The organism is Kitasatospora sp. NPDC002040 (assembly GCF_040296785.1).
Lineage (GTDB): Bacteria > Actinomycetota > Actinomycetes > Streptomycetales > Streptomycetaceae > Kitasatospora.
The window spans coordinates 266-19,153 of sequence record NZ_JBEOXV010000005.1; the positions used below are offsets into that span (position 1 = coordinate 266).

Consider the following 18,888-nt stretch of genomic DNA (forward strand, 5'->3'; position numbering starts at 1 on the left):
CGCCCCGGGGGGGGGGGGGGGGGGGGGGGGCGCGGCCGGGGGGGGGGGGGGCGCCCCCCCGGGGGGGGGGGGGGGGGCCGGGGGGGGGGGGGGGCCCCGGGGGCCCCCCCCCGCCCCGCTGCGGTAGTCGCTAGAACAGCGGGACCCCGGCCCGGACCAGCCGCCAGGTGACGCCGCCGAAGTCGGCCGGGTCGATGACGCCCTTGGCCTTCACCCAGCTGATCATCGTGTTCCGGATCTCCTCCGAGTTGGACCACGCCACCGTGGCCTTGGCCACGTGCGGGAAGTTGCCGCCGCCGTTGGCCCGGTAGTTGTTCACCGCCAGCACGAACTGCGCGGCCGGGTCGACCGGTGCGCCCTGGTGGGTGAGGCCGGTGATCCGGGAGCCGACCGGCTGGGTCAGGTCGATGTCGTAGGAGACGCCGTAGACCGAGTCGAAGTTGTAGTCCGGGGTGTTCGCCTGGTTGGTCAGGGTGGCCGGGTCGACCGGGGCGCCCACCGCCAGCTGGGCGAAGTACTTCGCCGAGTACTCCAGGTAGTCCTTGATCTGGGCACCCGTCAGGATCCGGGCCTCCAGGGTGTTCTCGTAGATGTACAGCCCGGCGGCGTCGCGCAGCTTCACGGTGCCGGCCGGGATCACCGCGGTGCGGTTGAACGGCGCGGCCTGCGCCAGCACCGGCAGCGCGGCGTACGGGGTGCCCACGAGCGCGGCCTTGACCGTGTCGGCCTGCACCCGGCCGATCAGGTCGATGATCGGGACGTCCTTGAACGGGGCCTCGGCGATCGAGAGCTCGGTCTTGCAGGTGCCGATCACCTGGTTGACGTAGGCGACGGTCTTCTTGTGCTGCTTGTCGATCAGGCGGACGATCCCGGCGTCCTCGGGGACGGTGTTGGAGTTGAGCACCCGCGAGGTCACCCCGGTCACGGTCCACTCGCCACGGGCGTACTCGGCCTCGAAGTCGAAGCAGGTCAGGCGCTGGCCCCAGGCGAACGGCTCGGAGAGCACCACGGTCTTCCCGGTCTCCCGGTTCACCACCAGGCGCTGCGGGATCTCCTTGTGGGCGTGGCCGACCAGGATCGCGTCGATCCCGGGCACCGCGGCCGCCAGCTCGCCGGAGACGTTCTCGCCCCAGGGCAGCTGGTCGCCCCAGGAGCTGGGCTCGTCCACGCCGGAGTGGCAGGCCACCACGACCACGTCGGCACCGGCGGCGCGCAGCCGGGGCACGTACTTCTTCGCCTGCTCGACGATGCCGGGGAAGACCAGCTGGCCGGCCACGTTGGCCTTGTCCCAGATCGCGATGCCCGGGTTGGTCAGGCCGAGGATGCCGACCTTGAGCGGGCGGCCGCTGCCGAGGTGCATCTCCTTGATGACGTACGGCGGGAAGGCGGGGCGCTCGTTCTTCGCGTCCAGCGCGTTGGCGCCGAGCAACGGGAAGTCCAGCTGGCGCTCGAAGGCGCGCAGCAGCGGGATGCCGTAGTTGAACTCGTGGTTGCCGAGCGCGGCGGCGTCGTAGTCCAGCGCGTTCATCACCGCGGCCATCGGGTGCACCGGGCCGCGCTTGCCGGTGATCGGCTCCACCCGGGCGTAGTAGTAGGCCAGTTGGGTGCCCTGGATGGTGTCGCCCGCGTCGATCAGCAGGGTCCGGTTGCAGCCCTTCTCGGCCCGGACCTGCTTGACCAGGGTGGCGATCTTGGCCAGGCCGACGTCGTTGTGCGCCTTGTCGTCGTACTCGGCGTCGGTGAAGTAGTCCCAGTTGAGCACCCGGCCGTGCAGGTCGGTGGTGCCCATCACGGTGAACGTCTGCTTCTTCGGGGCCTTGCCGCGCTGCTCGGCGGGAGCGGCGGCGGCCGGGGCGGCCGTCACCAGCGGCAGCCCGCCGACCAGGGCGGCACCGGCGGCGGTGACCGCCGAACGGGCGACGAAGTCACGACGGTTCAGGGGCATGGACGACTCCAACGTGGGGCGGACGGTCCGTCAGCAGGGGTGGTGACGCGCGTAGAAGTCTGCCCGCAAAACCCCTCCGCGAACAGACCCCGGCACGTTTCCAGCAGGTGAGAACCAGAAGACCCGCACATGACGCCCGCCCCCGCGGGACGCCTAGATGTAGCCCTCCCGCAGGGCGTGCGCCACCGCGTGGGCCCGGTTGCGCAGGTTCAGACGGCTCGTCAGGCCGTGCAGCACGTTCTTCACGGTGCGCTCCGAGTACGAGAGCTTCCCCGCGATCTCCCCGGTGTCCCAGCCCTCGGCCACCAGCCGCAGGATGTCCGACTCCCGCTCCGAGATCCCCGGCGGGGTGAAGCCCGGCAGCCCCTGCACACTGCGCTGCAGCCGCCCCATCTGGGTGATCAGCCGCCCGAGCAGGTCACCCGGGAGGTCGCCCTCGCCGCGCGCGGCGGCCAGCACCGCCTGCTCCAGCCGCTCCGCGGTCGCCTCCCGCCGCCGCAGGATCGCCGACACCCCGCACTCGACCGCCTCCAGCAGGTCGGCCTCGCGGATCTGGTCCACCACCAGCACCACCCGGTGCTCGTCCAGGTGCACCAGCCGCCGCAGCGTCCCGGTCACCGCCCGGTCCACCGTCTCGGCCACCAGCACCGTCACCGACCCCGGGCCCGCCTCGCCGTCCTCGGTGATCTCCAGGCCCGCGCACCGGCGGAGCTGGCTCACTGCCCCGGCGTGCGAGATCGGGTCGGTGGCGTGGATGAGCACCCGGACCACGGCCGGTGCGCGGCCTGCGGCCGGAGCCCGGAGCCCTTCGGCGACGTGCTGGACGGTCACGATGTTCCCCCTGGTGTCGATGCCCTGACAAGCGGGTGAAACGGTCCCACCGGTGCCCCACCCCCGGCCCCATGCTCACGGCGGGCCGACGCGGCCTACCATCGTGGTTCACCACGAGATCGCCCCGTGAGAGCAAGGTCACAGCGATGCGCCGGGGTCCGGGCGACCGTTTCGCCCGGCCGGCGCGTGGAACAGACGAGGGCGATCGGGAGGCGAACACAGATGATCAGCAGTGCCGCGTCGGCAGGCTCCGGCCAGGGCGGGCCGACGCCCCGACTGGTGGAACGACGGACCGTGCTGGAGCACGCGGCCGAACTGGCGGACCGCGCCCAGCAGGGCCAGGGCGGCCTGCTCCTGCTCACCGGACCCACCGGCGTCGGCCGCAGCGCCCTGCTGGACGCCCTGGCCGGCTCCCCGGCCGCCCGGCTGATGACCGTCCTGCGCGCCAACTGCGCCGCCGACGAGGCCGACCACCCCTATGCCGCCGCCCACCAGCTCACCGGCGCCGGACGGGAGTTCGGCCCGGGCCCGGACGGCGTCGCCTCCTGGGACCTGCTCCGCGAACACGCCGTCCGCCGGCCGCTGCTGCTGCTCGTCGACGACGTCCAGTACGCCGACGCCCCCTCCGCCCGCTGGCTCGGCCAGCTGGTCCGACGGCTCGACCGGCTGCCCGTCCTGCTGGTGGTGACGGAACGTCGGCAGCCCGGCCGGACCGCCCGTACGCCGGGCTTCGGCCAGGACCTCCCCGCCGCCGTCGTCCACCCGTACCGGATCGCCCCGCTCACCCGGGGCGGCGTCGCCGAACTCATCGAGTCCCGGCTCGGCGGCCCCGCCCCCGACGACCTGGTCGACGACTGCCACCGCGCCACCGGCGGCACCCCGCTGCTGCTGCACGCCCTGCTCGCGGCCCTGCTCCCGGATCTCGGCGGCACCGGCCACCCGCTGGGGGACAACCCCGGCGGCGCCTTCCAGGACGCCGTCGGCCACTGGCTGCGCACCGCCGGCGAACCCGTCGCCACTGCCGCCCGCGTCCTGGCCCAACTGGCCGACCACCCCACCGGCGGCATCGACCTCCCCACCCTGGCCGGCGACAGCACCGGGCGGGTCGCCGAGTGGCTGCGCGGACTCCGCGCCCTCGGCATGGTCCAGGACGGCAGCACCGGCCGGCTCGACGACTACGCCCACCCCTGGCTGCGCACCGCCGTCCTGGCCGGCTGGAGCCAGGAGCGGCGGGCCGAGGTGCACCGCGACCTCGCCACCCTGCTCTACGGCCGGGGCGAGTCCGAGGAACTCGTCGCCGACCACCTGCTGCGCACCGAGGTCTGCGGCACCGAATGGGCCGCCGACGTCCTGATCGGCGCCGCCAGGGCCGCCCAGCGGGCCGGGCGGACCAAGCGCGCCGTCCGACTCCTCCGCCGTGCCCTGCGCGAACCGCTCACCCGCCACCGCCGGGGCACCGTCCTGGTCGAACTCGGCTGCCAGGAAGTCACCCTGGGCCCGCCCGAGTCCGTCACCGGCACCCGGCACCTGGCCGAGGCGGTCCGGCTGCACCAGTCCGACGAGACGGTCTTCGAGGCCGCCAACGCGCTCGGCTCGGTGCTGGCGGGCCGGGGCGAGACCGCCGCCGCGCTGGAGGTGATGGAGGACCTGGCCGAACGGTTCGCCGACCGGCCCGAACTGGCCCGCGCCGTCCACGCCGCCGCCGCCCTGATCGCCTCGCACGACGGCGACAGCTGGCTCCAGGTGGTCGAGGGGCTCCGCCGGATCGAGGCCCGCACCCCCGGCGGGCTCGCCCCGGCCGCGTTCGGCATGCTGACCGAGTACGACGCCACCAACGGACGGCTCTCCGCCGCCGAAGTGGCGGTACGGATCGACCAGTTGACCACCCTGAGCCCGGACAACTTCTCCCGCAGCTTCGTCAACGCCTCGGTCGCCACGCTGGCCCAGTGGGCCGACCTGCTCCCGCTGGCCGACCGGCTGGTGGCCGGCGGCCTGGCCGCCCACCGGGGCACCCCGCTGCACCCCGCCTACCAGTGCCTGCTCAGCGTCCGGGCCGAGAGCCGGATCATGCGCGGCCAGTACGCCCTGCTGCTGGCCGAGTTGAACAGCAGCGAGGACCACCGGGGCGTCCTCGCCCTGAACAACTCGCACCTCACCTCCCAGGCCGTGATCGCCCTGCTGGAGACCGGCCGGGGCCCCGAGGCCCGCCGGCTCGCCGCCGCCGCGGTGGCGGAGACTCCGATCGGCAGCGAGGGCTCCTGGGAGTGGAACGAACTGCTCTACGCCCGGGGCCTGCTCATGCTGGCCACCGGCCACTTCGCCGAGGCCCTGGCCGACCTGCTGGAGTGCGGCCGCCGGCAGACCGAACGCAAGGTCACCAGCCCGATCGTCACCCCCTGGCGCTCGGCCGCCGCCGACTGCCGGCTCCGCCTCGGCCAGTTCGGTGCCGCCGCCGAACTCGCCACCGAGGAACTCCGGTTGGCCCGGATCTGGAACACCCCGCGCACCATCGGCCGGGCCCTGCACGTGCTCGGCGCCGCCACCGGCGGCCGCCAGGGCCTGAGCGCCGCGGTCGAGGCGGTCGAGCTGCTGCGCGCCGACGGCCTCGAAGTCGAACTGATCCCCGCCCTGCACACCCTCGGCCGACTGCTGCTCGGCAGCGGCCGCCGGGCCGCCGCCCGGGAGACCCTGCGCGAATCGGTCGCCCACGCCGAACGGATCGGCGCCGTGCGGCTGGTGGCCCTCGGCACCGACCTGCTCCGGGAGTCCGGCGCCCGCCCGGTCAAGCAGCCGCAGACCGGCGCCCAGGCCCTCACCGCCAGCGAACAGCGGGTCTGCCGGCTCGCGGCCGAAGGCCACTCCAACCCCGAGATCGCCGAGCTGCTGCACCTGGCCCTGCGCACCGTGGAGACCCATCTGACGAACAGCTTCCGCAAGTTGGGGATCCGTCGGCGCGCCGAGATCGCCGCCCGGATGGCGGAGCAGCCCGACTCCGGATCAGCCTGAGACCCGGGCGGCCCGAGACCCGAGCAGCCCAAGGCCCGAGCGGCCCGAGGCCCGGACAGCCCTGGTGTCAGAGCAGCCCCGACACCCGGTCCAGCTCGGCCTTCAGCGCCGCCGTCGGGTCCACCCCGCCGGGGGAGAGCGTCTCCCAGCAGCGCGCCCGGACGTAACTGTCCAGCGCCATCGGCAGCTCCCAGTCGACGATCCGCTCCACCCGAGCCGGATCGGCCGCCCCGAGCGCCGCCAGCAGTGGCCCCGTCCCCACCGAGGACGGCAGCCCGATCGCGGCCATCCGCTCCGCCAGCGCGGCCAACTCCGGCCCGGGCCCTGACGGTTCGCGCTTCCGGCCCGGCACCAGCAGTGCGCCGGCGCCGTACAGCCCCGCCACCACGGCCGGCCACCAGGCCCCGGTCAGCCCGGCGAAGTACAGGCCGAGACCACCGGCACCCGCCGCGCAACCGACCAGGTTGCGCGGCGACTCCAGGTACTCCAACGCCCTACTGATAGCCACGGATCTCCTCGAACGCCCCGTCCAGGGAGCTCGTACCGTCGAACAGCTTCCCGCCGGTCAGCTCCGCGATGCCCGACAGCTGCGCCTTGGCCGCGTCCCCGAACTGGATCGGGAACACCGGCACCGCCCGCTGCCGCTCCGGCAGTGCACCGAACCAGCTGCGGAACTCCCCTTCCTTCAACCCCTCGTTGCTCTCCCCATCCGTCATCAGCACGATCGAGGTGAACCGGTCGTCACCGGCGGCCGCCTGCTGACGGGCCACCAGCTCGTAGGCCTCCCGCAGGCTGCTGTACACCGCCGTCCCGCCGTCCGCCTGGAGCGCCCGGACGTCGGCCTCGATCCGCGCCAGCTCCGTCGCCGGCGAGGTCTCCGGCACCGCGTACGTCCGCTCCGACTTCACCTTGGAGGCGAACTCCACCAGCGTCACCTCCTCCCGCTCCCGGAACCGCCGTACCCCGCGCGGGTCCTGCTGGCCGGTCAGCCGCGCCATCGCCGTCTTCAACGCCTCCAGCCGGGGCCCCTTCATCGAGCCCGAGGTGTCCAGCACGTACACCGTCCGCGACGGCCGCCGCAGATCGTTCTGGTACGAGGACAGCAGGCCGTCCGCCACCGCCCGGGTGCCCGGGAAGGGCAGCTCCCGGCGCCGGTCGGTCGGCACCCCGGCCGCCGGGGCGACGTTCGGCGTCACCGGGCGGCGCAGGGTGGTCTCGGAGATCCGCTGCTGCGCCCCGGCCGTGGTCAGGTACTTGGCCAGCCGCTGGAACGAGTCCTGCGCGGGCTGCCCGGCCGAGGCCAGCAGGGAGAACGGGTAGTCCGCCGAGATCACCCCGTCCTGCGGCCGGATCACGGTCAGCCGGTCGTCGGCGGGCAGGGTCCGGTTCATCGAGAGCAGCACCGACTCGTAGTTCACCAGCGCCCCGACCCGGCTCTGGCCGGGCCGCTGGTACGCCTCCGCCAGCCAGCCGGAGGAGCCCGAGGTGAGCTTCTGGCCCTCGAAGAAGCGCTTGAGCTGCGGCGCCGCCTTGGTCACGTCCGCGTCCGTGAGTGCGGCGCCCGCGCCGGAGAAGGCCGAGGCCAGCGCGACCAGGGCGGAGAAGCCGGAGTTGGAGCGGGACGGGTCGGCCATCCCGTACGACAGCCTCCCGGCCGCCGCGGCGTCGCCGAGCTGACCCCAGGTCACCTGCGAGCCGTCGCCCCAGCCCATCTCGTTCAGCATCACCGAGCGCACCCCGACCGCGACCGGCGTGGTCATCACGGGCGTCTCGGAGAGCAGCTTGCCCTGGGCGGCGGGGTCCAGCCGCAGGTAGTGGTTGGACGGGAACCAGACCGCGTCGTACTTGCCGTCCGCCTGGCCGGAGGCGACGGTGTCGGCCCCGTCCAGCGAACCGGTCCAGGTGAACTGGACGGTGACCCCGGTGGCCTTCTTGGCCTCCGCCAGCACCGGTGCCATGTCCTGGAGTTCACTGCCGGCCAGCACGCGCAGCACGCCGTCCTTGGGCGGGTCCGGCTGCGGTGCCGGTGACGGCTCGGAGGTGCAGGCCGTCGCCGCCAGGGCCAGCACGAGCAGGGCCGGGGCCAGTCGTCGAAGCACGCTCGTCGTCCTCATCTCACTTGCCCTTCGCCGCATCGACCAGCTTGCCCAGCATCGCGACCGAGGCCACCGGTGCCTGTTTGATTCCGGCGGCGGAGAGCTCCGTCGCGAACGTCGGGTCCGAGTGCCCTGCCAGCGCCTTGCCGAACGCGGCCGGGTCCGCCTGCGGGCGGAAGCCGTGCTTGGCCTCCAGCTCCCGCAGCCGCGGGTCGTCCTTGAGCAGGTCGGCCACCTGCCGCCCGTTCGCCGTCAAGCCGACCGCGGTGTGGTCACTCGAAACGGTGGTGTCCGGGTAGAGCACGACCAGGTCGCCCGTCGAAACCCCGTGCGCCACCAGCGAGGCCACCTGGGACTCGTACACCAGCACCAGCGGGTTGCCGACCCCGGACAGGAAGTCCTTGAACGGCCCGTCGGAGCTGGTCTTCTGGTCGCCCTGCTTGTCCGTCAGCTTCTTCAGCAGCGGGCCGACCTTGGCCAGCGCGGCGTCGTCCGCCACCACCCGCTCGCCGTTCTCCAGGTACGAGACGGCGGCCAGGTGCAGCGCGCCCGAGGAGGAGGTGGTCGGGTCGGTCGTGGTCAGATAGATGTCGCCGGCCAACTCGCCCGTGGCGGCCGCTCCTTGGAGCGAGGTCCACTTGGTGTCGGTGCGGACCTTGTCCAGGTAGGGCTGCATCTGCAGCTTCCAGGGGACCGGTCCCGTGCCCTTGGTCGCCAGGTTCGCGTTGGCGAGCGCATCGGCCGCGTTCTTGTGCGCGATCACCACCAGCGGCGAGTAGAACGGAGTCACCGCCTCGGCGGTGATCCCCTTGTTCTTCTTGATGTCCTCGGCCGGCCCCCGGCTGGCCGGGAAGGCCAGGTCGAGGCCGTCCAGGTTCGCGGTGGGCATGGTCCAGGAGCCGGTGGTCTGCTGTTTGACCTCGAAGCCCTTGGCCTTGAACTCCTCGATCACCTCGGGGTCGTTGAAGAACTCGGCCTTCTCCGACCCGATCAGTACCCTGACCTGCGCGGTCGTCACACCGGGCGGATCGATCGACCGGATGACCGCATAGCCCACCCCACAGAGCAGCAGTACGGCCACCAGCACGCTGATGACTCTTCTCATCGCCAACCCTTCCCCCATGAGCGGCATTTCAGGACCTTGAGGGTCCCGCCCGGCCCGGAGCGGCGTGCGAAGTGCGGATGAACCAGGGGTGAACAGGCCTTCACGGAACCGCATCAGAACCCCAACACGCCCTCACAGCAGGCGAAGTCACGTTGTGTCATTTCGTTCACCTAATCGTTTGACAACTGCCATGGTGCAGTCGGCGGGAACGTCGATGTTACGTACCGGTAATGCCTAGGCTCGGTGCCATGCGCCGAGCAAAAATCGTCTGTACCCTCGGGCCTGCCGCCGACTCGTACGACCAGATCAAGGCACTGGTCGACGCCGGCATGGACGTCGCCCGCTTCAATCTCAGTCACGGCTCCCAGCTCGAACACGAGGAGCGCTACCGCCGGGTCCGCAAGGCCTCCGACGAGACCGGCCGCAGCGTCGGCGTGCTCGTCGACCTCCAAGGCCCGAAGATCCGACTCGACACCTTCGCCGAGGGGCCCGTACTCCTTGAACGCGGCGACGAGTTCACCATCTCGGTCGAGGACGGGGTGGTCGGTGACCGGGACATCTGCGGCACCACCTACCGCGGCCTCGCCAACGACGTCTCCCGGGGCGAACGCATCCTGGTCGACGACGGCAGGGTCTGCCTGGAGGTCACCCACGTCGACGGCCCCCGGGTGCACTGCATCGTGATCGAGGGCGGGCTGATCTCCGACCACAAGGGCCTCAACCTCCCCGGCGTCGCCGTCTCGGTGCCCGCGCTCAGCGACAAGGACGTCGCCGATCTGCGCTGGGCCCTGCGGACCGGTGCCGACGTGATCGCCCTCTCCTTCGTCCGCACCGGCAAGGACATCGAGGAGGTCCACCGGATCATGGCGGAGGAGGGCCGCTTCCTCCCGGTCATCGCCAAGATCGAGAAGCCGCAGGCGGTCGACAACCTGGAGTCCATCGTCGACGCCTTCGACGGCATCATGGTCGCCCGCGGCGACCTGGGCGTCGAAATGCCGCTGGAGCAGGTGCCGTTGGTGCAGAAGCGGGCCGTCAAGCTGGCCAAGCGGAACGCCAAGCCGGTGATCGTCGCCACCCAGATGCTGGACTCGATGATCAACGCCTCCCGCCCCACCCGGGCCGAGGCCTCCGACGTCGCCAACGCCGTCCTCGACGGCACCGACGCGGTGATGCTCTCCGGTGAGACCTCGGTCGGCAAGTACCCGGTCGAGACCGTCAAGACCATGGCCCGGATCATCACCGCCGCCGAGGACGACGTCCTCGCGGCCGGCCTCCCGCCGCTGACCGAGCGGAACAAGCCCCGCACCCAGGGCGGCGCGGTGGCCCGGGCGGCCGCCGAGATCGGCGACTTCCTCAACGCCAAGTACCTGATCGCCTTCACCCAGTCCGGCGACACCGCGCGCCGCCTGTCCCGCTACCGCTCGCCCATCCCGGTGCTCGCCTTCACCTACGAGCCCGCCGTCCGCAGCCAGCTCGCCCTCACCTGGGGCGCCGAGACCTTCCTCGGCCCGTTCGCCCCCACCACCGACGAGATGGTGGCCCAGGTCGACGCCCAGCTGCTCTCCCTCGGCCGCTGCCAGAAGGGCGACATCGTCGTCATCACGGCCGGCTCGCCCCCCGGCCTGGCCGGCTCCACCAACCTGGTCCGGGTCCACCACGTCGGCGAACTCGACAACTGACCCGGCACGGAAACGGTGCGGCACCCCGGCGGGGTGCCGCACCGTCAACAACTGCTTCAGTCCGATGAACCGGAAGGACCCGGGGGAGTGAGGACACCCTGGGAGTGATCAACCTTCGATACGAAGGAAAGTGCCCCGGGTGGGATTCGAACCCACGCTGGATGGTGTTTGAGACCACTGCCTCTACCGCTGGGCTACCGGGGCGCCCGGAGAATCAAAGGCGAGCCCCGACCCTGTGCGACCAAACATACCGTGTCTAGGTAGGCTCGTGCATGCAGCACCCCGCCGGAACGAGGAGCCCCGTGAGCACCGCCGACGAGCAGGCCCAGCCGCTTGACACCGACTTGCCCCAGATCACCCGAATTGTCATTGCCGAGGACGAGACCCTGATCCGTCTCGACCTGAAGGAGATGCTCGAGGAGGAGGGGTACACCGTCGTGGGCGAGGCCGGCGACGGCGAGACGGCGGTGAGGCTGGTCGAGGAGCTCAGGCCCGACCTGGCCATCCTCGACGTGAAGATGCCGATCCTGGACGGCCTCTCGGCCGCCGAGCGGATCCACGAGGCGCACCTGGCACCGGTCCTGATGCTGACCGCGTTCTCGCAGCGCGAGCTGGTGGACCGGGCCCGGGACGCCGGCGCGATGGCGTACATCGTGAAGCCGTTCAGCAAGAGCGACCTGGTGCCCGCGATCGAGATGGCCGTCTCCCGGTACACCGAGATGCGGACGCTGGAGGAGGAGATCGCCGACCTCACCCAGCGGCTGGAGACCCGGAAGCTGGTCGACCGCGCGAAGAGCGTGCTGCAGACCAAGTTCGGGCTGACCGAGCCCGCCGCCTTCCGCTGGATCCAGAAGACCTCGATGGACCGCCGGATGACCATGGCCGCCGTCGCGGAGGCCGTGATCGAGGAGGGCGTCGCCCAGGACCAGAAGAAGGCCGAGCCCGCCACCGACGGGGCCTGAGCCCGGTCCGTGGGACGGCCCCGGCCGTCCCACGGACTGTCGGCTACCAGGAGCCCCAGGGGAGGTTCCAGCCGCTCAGGCCGTTGTCCGGCGGGACCACGTCGCCCTTGGAGTTGACCACCCGGACCACGTCGCCGACGATCGTCGAGGCGTAGAACCGGCCGGCCCGGGAGCTGTCGCTGCCGCCCTGGACGTCCTGGACGCCGATGCAGCCGTGGCTGCCGTTGGCCGAACCGATCGAGCTGCTCCAGTAGTTGCCGTGCACATAGGTGCCGGAGTCGGTGAGCCGGATCGCGTGCGGCACCACCAGGTCGTACTCGTCGCCGGAGCCCGCGGCGGTCACGCCGTTCGAGGTCATCCGGGTCGTTCCCTCCATCGCCTCGACCACCATGGCGCCGCCCCAGGTGTCGAAGCCGGGCTTGCCGCCGGTGATCGGGACGGTGTCGGTGGTCTGCCCGTCCCGTTCCACCGTCATCCGGTGCGTGTCCAGGTCCACGGTGGATATCTGGGCGCGGCCGATGGTGAACGGCTCGTCCTTGTCCGGGCCGCCGTAGACGCCGGGTGCGGTCTCGACGCTCTTCAGGCGGCGGTGGACGGTCACCGTGGTGCCCGGGGTCCAGTACTTCTCCGGCCGGAAGTCCAGCCGGGTGTCGCCGAACCAGTGGCCCTTGACCACCGTGCCGTCCGACGCCTCGACGGTGATGCCCTTGAGCACCGCGTCCTTGTCCTTGACCGCCTGGTCGAAGCCGACCGAGACGATCATGCCGACGCCGTAGGTCCGGCCGTCGTCGACGTTGGTGCGGGTGCCCGCGCCCTTCGTCGGGGTGAGGGTGCTGAAGCTGCTCCCGGCCGTCGTGGTCACGCCCGCGGCGTCGGTGGCCAGGGCGCTGACCGTGTAGGCCGAGGAGACCTCCAGCCGGCCGGCCGCCGGGGCCCAGCCGAGGCCGTCGGCGGTGACCGCGCCCGGTACCTCCCGGCCGTCCGGCCCGGTCACGTTGACGGCGGTCAGCTTCCCGCCGGCCACCGAGACCTTCAGGGCACCGGCCGGCTTGACGTCCTTGGCGCCGTCGGCCGGCTCGATCGAGACCACGGCTGCCGACACGGTCGGCCTGGCCGGGGTGGCCGGGGTCGCACTCTGCGAGGCGGCCGCGCCGCCCGGGCCGGGCGCGGCCGTGCTCCGCCCCTCGCCGCTGCACCCCGTGGCCGTCAGCACCAGGACACCCCCGAGCGCCCCCACCGCAAGGCCCCTGCGCATCGACTTCACTCTCGCCACTCCCAGCACGTCGGTCGGTGGACCGATCCGCTCGTGATCGGCCCCTCGACTTCCTACACGCGCCGGGCCGCCGAAAGGTGGCAGCCGGACGTCACGGTTCGGTGCTGATCGGCATCCCGCCCCGATCCGCCGGTGCCTGCGAACGGGCTCGGCCCGCACCACCGAGTGGTACGGGCCGAGCGGGCGGGTGCTGACGGGCGGTCAGTCCTCGCCGAGGTAGGCCTTGCGGACCGAGTCGTTGCCGAGCAGCTCGCGGCCGGTGCCGGTGAGCACGATCCGGCCGGTCTCCATCACGTAGCCCTGGTCGGAGAGCGAGAGCGCCGCCTGGGCGTTCTGCTCGACCAGCAGGATGGTGGTGCCGGTGGCCTTGAGCTCGACGATGGTCGCCATGATCTTCTGCATCATCAGCGGGGAGAGCCCCATCGAGGGCTCGTCCAGCATCAGCAGCTTCGGCCGGGACATCAGCGCCCGCCCCATCGCGAGCATCTGCTGCTCGCCGCCGGAGAGGGTGCCGGCCGCCTGCTTCCGGCGCTCCCCGAGGATCGGGAAGAGCAGGTAGGCCCGCTCCACGTCCTCGGTGATGCCGGCCGCGTCCTTCCGGAGGAAGGCGCCGAGCAGGAGGTTCTCCTCGATCGTCATCCGGGGGAAGATGTGCCGGCCCTCGGGCGAGTGCGCCAGGCCGAGCGAGACGATCTTGTGCGCGGGCACCGAGGCGAGCGGCTGCCCGTCGAAGGTGACCGTCCCGCCGGTCGGCTTGAGCAGGCCGGAGAGGGTGCGCAGGGTGGTGGTCTTGCCGGCGCCGTTGGTGCCGATCAGGGTGGTGACCTCGCCCTGGTTCACGGTGAAGCTGATGCCCTTGACGGCCTCGATCTTGCCGTAGGCGACGCGGAGGTCCTTGACCTCAAGCAGCGCGGTCATGTGGCGTCCTCCGCCTGCTCGTCGGTGCTGGTCGCGGTCTCCAGCGGCGCACCGAGGTACGCCGTGACGACCCGCTCGTCGTTCTGGACGGTCTCCTTGTCGCCCTCGACGATCTTCTGGCCCTGGACCAGGACGGCCGTCCGGTCGCACAGGTTGAAGATGAACTTCATGTCGTGCTCGATCACCAGGATCGCGATCCCGAGGTCCCGGATCGCGAACACCAACTGCTCGGCGGCATTGGTCTCCTGGGGGTTCATCCCGGCGGTCGGCTCGTCCAGCAGCAGCAGACCGGGGTCGCTGGCCAGCGCCCGGGCGATCTCCAGCTTGCGCTGCTCGCCGTACGGGAGGTTGCGGGCCAGGTGGTCCGCCTTGGCCGCCAGACCGGTGAACTCCAGCAGCTCCATGGCCCGTTGGCGGCTGGCCGCCTCGGCCCGGTGGTAGCCGGGGCCGCGCAGGATGGCCGAGAACAGGCCCTCCTTGGTGCGGGTGTGCCGGCCGACCAGGACGTTCTCCAGCACGGTCATGTTGGCGAACAGCCGGATGTTCTGGAAGGTGCGGGCGATGCCGGCCTGGGTCACCAGGTGCGGCTTGGGCGGCAGCACGGTGCCCCGGTAGCTGACGCTGCCCTCGGTCGGGACGTACAGCCCGGTCAGGCAGTTGAAGAAGGTGGTCTTGCCGGCGCCGTTGGGGCCGATCAGGCCGACGATCTCGCCCGCGTTGACCGTGAGGTCGACGTTGTTGACGGCGGTGAGGCCGCCGAACTTCATCGTGACGCCGCGGGCTTCGAGCACGGGGGCGCTGGTGGTGGTGCTCATCTGGGTGCTCACGCCCCTGTCTTGGTGAGTGCGGTCTCGCTGGGCGGCGAGCTCTGGGCGGGGATGTCCGCCTCGTGGAACTCCAGCTTGGCGCGCCGGTTGGCGATCATGCCCTCGGGGCGGACCCGCATCAGGATGATCAGCGTGATGCCGAAGGCCAGCAGCTGGTAGTTGGAGAGGAACTCGAGCTTCTTCGGGACCAGGAACAGCAGCGTCGCGCCGACCAGCGGCCCGCTGATGGTGCCCATGCCGCCGAGGATGACGGCGGCCAGCAGGAAGGCCGAGTTCGGCGGGAGCGCCTCGGCGAAGGTGTACTGGTCGGGGGTGACGGTGTAGCTGACGTGGGCCTGGACGGTACCGGCCAGGCCGGCCAGGCAGGCGCCGAGGGCGAAGGCGAGCAGCTTCAGCCGGAAGCCGTTGATGCCCATCGCCTCGGCCGCGGTCTCGTCCTCGCGGATGGCGACCCAGGCGCGGCCGATCCGGGAGTTGCCGACCCGGGCGAAGACCAGGACGACGAACGCGGTCACGATCAGCATCAGCAGGTAGTAGTTGGAGAAGCGCCCGAGTTCGACGCCGGCCACCATGTGCTTCTGGCCGAGGTTGAAGCCGAGGATCTCCAGGTCCGGGATCCGCGGGATGCCGTTGGAGCCGTTGGTGATCTTCGGCCCGGTGGTCCCGTTCAGGTTGTTCATGGTGATGCGGAAGATCTCGCCGAAGCCCAGGGTGACGATGGCGAGGTAGTCGCCGCGCAGCCGCAGGGTGGGGGCGCCGATCAGCACACCGAAGATCATCGAGGCCGCCGCGCCGGTCAGCATGGCTGCCCAGAACGGGAACTGGACGTGGATCGGGGAGGCGGGGGAGCCGGAGACCAGCGCGGCGGCGTACGCGCCGACACCGAGGAAGGCGACGTACCCGAGGTCGAGCAGACCGGCCAGGCCGACCACGATGTTCAGGCCCAGTGCGACGGTGGCGAAGATCAGGATGTTCGCCGCGACCGAGGTGTACTGGTCGCTGCTCTGGGTGAACGGGAACCCGGCGGCGGCCGCGAAGGCGGCGCCGGTGGCGACCGGGCGGTGCTTGATCGTCAGGGCCCGGAGCCGGGGCAGCAGCCCGGACTTGGAGAGGGCGGCGACGACGAACGCGGTCAGGATCAGGTACCCGGCGAACAGCTCGCCGTACTCGGTGTCGATCCCGAAGGTGATCGCGAACAGGCCGACCGCGAAGGCCGCGACGATCAGCAGCACCTCGACCGAGGAGGGCAGCTGACGGGCCGTCGGCAGCGGCCGGTCGCTCTTGGCGAGGCGCAGGCCCCAGCTGCTGCCCTTGGGGTGGCGGTCGACCGGGAGGCCGAGCGCGCCGGCCAGGGCGGCCAGCGAGGCGAGGCCGGCGATCCAGCCGCCGGGCTCCAGGTTGGCCAGGCCGCCGAGGTCGGTGGCGATGGCGATGATGGTGAACCAGGTGACGGCCGCCCCGCCGAACGCGGCGTACAGCAGGCCGTTGTCACTGCCGCTCGGGCTGGTCCAGCGCAGGCCCGGGACGCCGTAGGAGGCGAGCGCGAGGACCAGGGTGACCAGGCCGGCGGTGAGGGTGAGCCACTGGAGGCCGCCCGGGTAGCCGGTGACGGTCAGGTCGCCGGGGAAGTCGGCGGTCCAGGTCCAGGCGAGGAAGGCGGAGGCGGCGGTGGCGAGGGCACCGACGGCGGTGAGCGCGCGGGCCGCGCCGACGGGGAGCGGGATGACCGGGGTGGTCTCGGTGGTCATGGTGATCACGCCCTGTCCGCGACGCGCTGGCCGAGCAGACCCTGTGGCCGCACCAGCAGGACGACGATGAGGAGTACGAAGGCCCAGACGTCCTTCCAGGCGGCGCCGCCGAACAGCTCCATGCCGGGGACGTGCTGGATGTAGCCGGTGGCGAGTCCTTCGGTGAGACCGAGGGCGAGGCCGCCGAGCATGGCGCCGTAGATGTTGCCGATGCCGCCGAGGACGGCGGCGGTGAACGCCTTGAGGCCGAGCAGGATGCCCATCCGGGAGTCGACCTGGCCGGTGCGCAGGCCGTAGGCGACGGCGGCGACGGCGGCGAACGCGGCACCGATGGCGAAGGCCATCACGATGATGCGGTCGGTGTCGATGCCCATCAGCTTGGCGGTGTCCGGGTCCTGGCTGGTGGCCTGCATGGCCCGGCCGGAGCGGGTCTTGGCGACGAACCAGCCGAGCACGACCATGCACAGCGGGGCCGCGACGATCAGGAAGATGTCGCTGCGCTGGATGGTGACGCCCAGCAGCTCGAACGGGTCACCGGGGATCTTCGGGAAGACCCGGGCCTTCTTGGCGTCCGGGTAGAAGGAGAAGACCAGCTGCTGCAGCACGATCGAGAGGCCGATGGCGGTGATCAGCGGGGCGAGCCGGGGGGCACCGCGCAGCGGCCGGTAGGCGAACCGCTCGGCGCCGACGGCGACCAGTGTGGAGACCAGGATGCCGGCCAGCAGCATCAGCGGGATGGCTATCCACAGGCTGGTGCCACCGGGCAGGGCTAGGAAGGCGGTGAGGGCCCCGAAGCCGCCGACCATGAAGATCTCGCCGTGGGCGAAGTTGATGAGCTGGACGATGCCGTAGACCATCGTGTAGCCGATCGCGACGAGCCCGTAGAGGGCTCCCAGGATCAGGCCGTTGGCCAGCTGCTGCGGTAGTTCGTGCACCGCTCGGCCTCCGTAGTGCGCGCGTGGTACGCGTGTGGGGGTGGATGTGGGTGCGCGGGGGCGCTCGTGGCGCCCCCGCGCGGGTTGTTCAGGAGTCGACTCCCGGTCGGCCGGTCGCCCGGCCGATCAGTGTCAGCCGGCGAAGGTGCCGGTCTTCTCCACGGCCCACTTGCCGTCCTTGACGGCGTAGACGGTGAGCTGCTTGTTGGTGGTGTCACCGAACTCGTCGAAGGAGACCTTGCCGGTCACGCCGTCGAACGAGATGGCCTGGACGGCGGCCACGACCTTGGCGCGGGCGTCCGCGGGGAGCTTGCCGTTGTTGGCGGCGACGACGGCCTTGACGCCCTGGATGATGGCCCAGGCGCTGTCGTAGGAGTAACCGCCGTAGGTCTCGTAGGCGTCCTTGTAGGCGGCGGCCTTGTAGTCCGCGATGAACTTCGCGGCGGAGGGCAGCTGCTCGACCGGGAGGCCGACCGCGGTGGCGAGGTCGCCCTGGCTCTTCGGGTTGAGCTTGATGAAGTCGCCGCTCTGGATGCCGTCGCCGCCCATCAGCGGGATGTTGACGCCACCCTCCTTGAGCTGGAGCGAGAGCGGGCCGGCGGCCGGGTACTCGCCGCCGTAGTAGATCGCCTCGGCGCCGGAGGACTTGACCTTGGTGACGATCGCGTTGAAGTCGCGGTCGTCCGGGTTCACGTGCTCCTCGCCGACGATGGTGCCGCCGAGCTTGGTGAACTCGCCCTTGAAGGTACCGGCGAGGCCGGCGCCGTAGGTCTTCTGGTCGTCGATCAGGAAGATCTTCTTCTTCTTGGCCTCGTTCACCAGGTACTGGGCCGCGAACGGGCCCTGCACGGCGTCGGTGGTGGAGGTGCGGAAGTAGGACTTGAACGCACGGGCCTTCTTGCCGCTGGCCCAGGCCTCGCCCTGGCTCAGCGCGACGCCGGTGTTGGCGGGCGAGATCTGCACCAGGTTGGCGTCGTTGAAGATCTGCTGCATCGACTGCGCGACGCTGGAGTTGAGCGGGCCGACCACGCCGATGACGCTCTTGTCGGCGACCAGGTTGGTGGCGTTCTGCTGGCCGGGGGCCGGCTTCGCGGTGTCGTCCAGCGCCTTGATCTCGAACTTGACGCCCGGGACCTCGTTCTTGGCGTTGGCCTGCTTGACGGCCAGGTCCACCGAGTTCTTGATGCCCAGGCCGAGCGCCGAGAGGTCACCGGTGAGCGGGGCGTCGACGCCGATGGTCACGGTGGTCGAACCGGCCGCGCCGTCTTCGGCCTTCTTCTCGCCGCGCGAGCCGCAGGCGGTGACGGAGAGCGCGCCGGCGACTGCGATGCTCACGACAATCAGTGAACGATTACGCACGAGGGTCCCTTTCTGAGGAAAAGCACCGGGCCGGAAGTGCCTTGGTGCTCGGTCGCGCGCTGGGGCCAGGCCCGATTGTGTGGCGCGGTGACTGGCCGTGACTCTAGAACGCATTCGGCCAGTCGGGCAGGGGTGCGGGCATGCTGTGATTCTCTTGTTATGAGGACATGCCGAAGTAATCTCACCATGTGGTCGTTCGGGCCG

14 protein-coding genes and 1 tRNA gene are annotated in these 18,888 nt (G+C 71.4%); 3 read left to right on the plus strand and 12 right to left on the minus strand.

Going from position 1 to position 18,888, the window contains the following annotated elements:
• Positions 1-130 precede the first annotated feature (130 nt).
• Both ABT118_RS15260 and ABT118_RS15265 read right to left on the minus strand, forming a co-directional pair.
• Positions 131-1,945 carry a bifunctional metallophosphatase/5'-nucleotidase gene (locus tag ABT118_RS15260; protein ID WP_350668615.1) on the minus strand — a complete coding sequence of 605 codons (1,815 nt, stop codon included), beginning with the start codon at positions 1,943-1,945 and terminating at the stop codon, positions 131-133.
• 153 nt (positions 1,946-2,098) lie between these two features.
• Complete coding sequence (locus ABT118_RS15265; protein ID WP_350669202.1) at positions 2,099-2,707, minus strand: response regulator transcription factor; 609 nt, start codon at positions 2,705-2,707, stop codon at positions 2,099-2,101.
• A 291-nt stretch (positions 2,708-2,998) separates the two neighbouring features.
• Here ABT118_RS15265 and ABT118_RS15270 point away from each other — a divergent pair, with 291 nt between their 5' ends.
• Positions 2,999-5,782 carry a helix-turn-helix transcriptional regulator gene (locus ABT118_RS15270; RefSeq protein ID WP_350668617.1) on the plus strand — a complete coding sequence of 928 codons (2,784 nt, stop codon included), beginning with the start codon at positions 2,999-3,001 and terminating at the stop codon, positions 5,780-5,782.
• Between the two features lie 67 nt (positions 5,783-5,849).
• On the opposite strand, the gene ABT118_RS15275 is transcribed toward ABT118_RS15270, so the two are convergent.
• Genes ABT118_RS15275 through ABT118_RS15285 form a run of 3 tightly spaced genes read right to left on the minus strand, consistent with a single transcriptional unit; the run spans position 5,850 to position 8,983 of the window.
• Positions 5,850-6,290 (minus strand): hypothetical protein, encoded by a 441-nt coding sequence (locus ABT118_RS15275; protein ID WP_350668619.1) that lies wholly within the window; start codon positions 6,288-6,290, stop codon positions 5,850-5,852.
• The gene (locus tag ABT118_RS15280) at positions 6,277-7,896 is read right to left on the minus strand and encodes an extracellular solute-binding protein (RefSeq protein ID WP_502884555.1); all 1,620 of its coding nucleotides are present in this window, start codon (positions 7,894-7,896) and stop codon (positions 6,277-6,279) included. The genes ABT118_RS15275 and ABT118_RS15280 overlap by 14 nt, the downstream gene beginning before the upstream one ends.
• Position 7,897: 1 nt before the next feature.
• A complete protein-coding gene (locus ABT118_RS15285) occupies positions 7,898-8,983 on the minus strand; it encodes a substrate-binding domain-containing protein (RefSeq protein ID WP_350668625.1) in 1,086 nt (361 codons plus the stop codon).
• A 248-nt stretch (positions 8,984-9,231) separates the two neighbouring features.
• Between ABT118_RS15285 and pyk the strand changes: the two genes are divergently transcribed.
• Complete coding sequence (pyk, locus tag ABT118_RS15290) at positions 9,232-10,662, plus strand: pyruvate kinase (protein WP_350668629.1); 1,431 nt, start codon at positions 9,232-9,234, stop codon at positions 10,660-10,662.
• Positions 10,663-10,793: 131 nt separating this feature from the next.
• On the opposite strand, the gene ABT118_RS15295 is transcribed toward pyk, so the two are convergent.
• A tRNA-Leu gene (locus tag ABT118_RS15295) sits at positions 10,794-10,866 on the minus strand.
• 98 nt (positions 10,867-10,964) lie between these two features.
• Here ABT118_RS15295 and ABT118_RS15300 point away from each other — a divergent pair.
• On the plus strand, positions 10,965-11,624 hold the full coding sequence (locus ABT118_RS15300; RefSeq protein WP_350668632.1) for an ANTAR domain-containing response regulator: 660 nt from the start codon (positions 10,965-10,967) through the stop codon (positions 11,622-11,624).
• 43 nt (positions 11,625-11,667) lie between these two features.
• Here the strand turns inward: ABT118_RS15300 and ABT118_RS15305 are convergent, their stop codons facing one another.
• The 6 genes from ABT118_RS15305 to ABT118_RS15330 form a co-directional block, all read right to left on the minus strand.
• A complete protein-coding gene (locus ABT118_RS15305; RefSeq protein ID WP_350668634.1) occupies positions 11,668-12,879 on the minus strand; it encodes a L,D-transpeptidase in 1,212 nt (403 codons plus the stop codon).
• A 219-nt stretch (positions 12,880-13,098) separates the two neighbouring features.
• Entirely contained in the window at positions 13,099-13,815 is a 717-nt protein-coding gene (locus tag ABT118_RS15310) for an ABC transporter ATP-binding protein (protein WP_350668636.1), read from the minus strand.
• Positions 13,812-14,630 carry an ABC transporter ATP-binding protein gene (locus ABT118_RS15315; protein ID WP_350668641.1) on the minus strand — a complete coding sequence of 273 codons (819 nt, stop codon included), beginning with the start codon at positions 14,628-14,630 and terminating at the stop codon, positions 13,812-13,814. Before ABT118_RS15315 ends, ABT118_RS15310 begins: the two co-directional genes overlap by 4 nt.
• A gap of 8 nt (positions 14,631-14,638) precedes the next feature.
• Positions 14,639-16,390: a branched-chain amino acid ABC transporter permease gene (locus tag ABT118_RS15320; protein WP_350668645.1), complete on the minus strand. Its 1,752-nt coding sequence runs from the start codon at positions 16,388-16,390 to the stop codon at positions 14,639-14,641.
• Between the two features lie 5 nt (positions 16,391-16,395).
• Positions 16,396-17,325 (minus strand): branched-chain amino acid ABC transporter permease, encoded by a 930-nt coding sequence (locus ABT118_RS15325; protein WP_350668647.1) that lies wholly within the window; start codon positions 17,323-17,325, stop codon positions 16,396-16,398.
• Positions 17,326-17,457: 132 nt separating this feature from the next.
• Positions 17,458-18,684 carry a branched-chain amino acid ABC transporter substrate-binding protein gene (locus ABT118_RS15330; protein ID WP_350668650.1) on the minus strand — a complete coding sequence of 409 codons (1,227 nt, stop codon included), beginning with the start codon at positions 18,682-18,684 and terminating at the stop codon, positions 17,458-17,460.
• Positions 18,685-18,888: the final 204 nt, after the last annotated feature.

Coding starts and splice junctions, on each gene's coding strand:
- ABT118_RS15260 (WP_350668615.1), bottom strand. CDS start 1,945: ATGCCCCTGAACCGTCGTGACTTCGTCGCCCGTTCGGCGGTCACCGCC.
- ABT118_RS15270 (WP_350668617.1), top strand. CDS start 2,999: ATGATCAGCAGTGCCGCGTCGGCAGGCTCCGGCCAGGGCGGGCCGACG.
- ABT118_RS15280 (WP_502884555.1), bottom strand. CDS start 7,896: ATGAGGACGACGAGCGTGCTTCGACGACTGGCCCCGGCCCTGCTCGTG.
- ABT118_RS15285 (WP_350668625.1), bottom strand. CDS start 8,983: ATGAGAAGAGTCATCAGCGTGCTGGTGGCCGTACTGCTGCTCTGTGGG.
- pyk (WP_350668629.1), top strand. CDS start 9,232: ATGCGCCGAGCAAAAATCGTCTGTACCCTCGGGCCTGCCGCCGACTCG.
- ABT118_RS15305 (WP_350668634.1), bottom strand. CDS start 12,879: ATGCGCAGGGGCCTTGCGGTGGGGGCGCTCGGGGGTGTCCTGGTGCTG.
- ABT118_RS15310 (WP_350668636.1), bottom strand. CDS start 13,815: ATGACCGCGCTGCTTGAGGTCAAGGACCTCCGCGTCGCCTACGGCAAG.
- ABT118_RS15315 (WP_350668641.1), bottom strand. CDS start 14,630: ATGAGCACCACCACCAGCGCCCCCGTGCTCGAAGCCCGCGGCGTCACG.
- ABT118_RS15320 (WP_350668645.1), bottom strand. CDS start 16,390: ATGACCACCGAGACCACCCCGGTCATCCCGCTCCCCGTCGGCGCGGCC.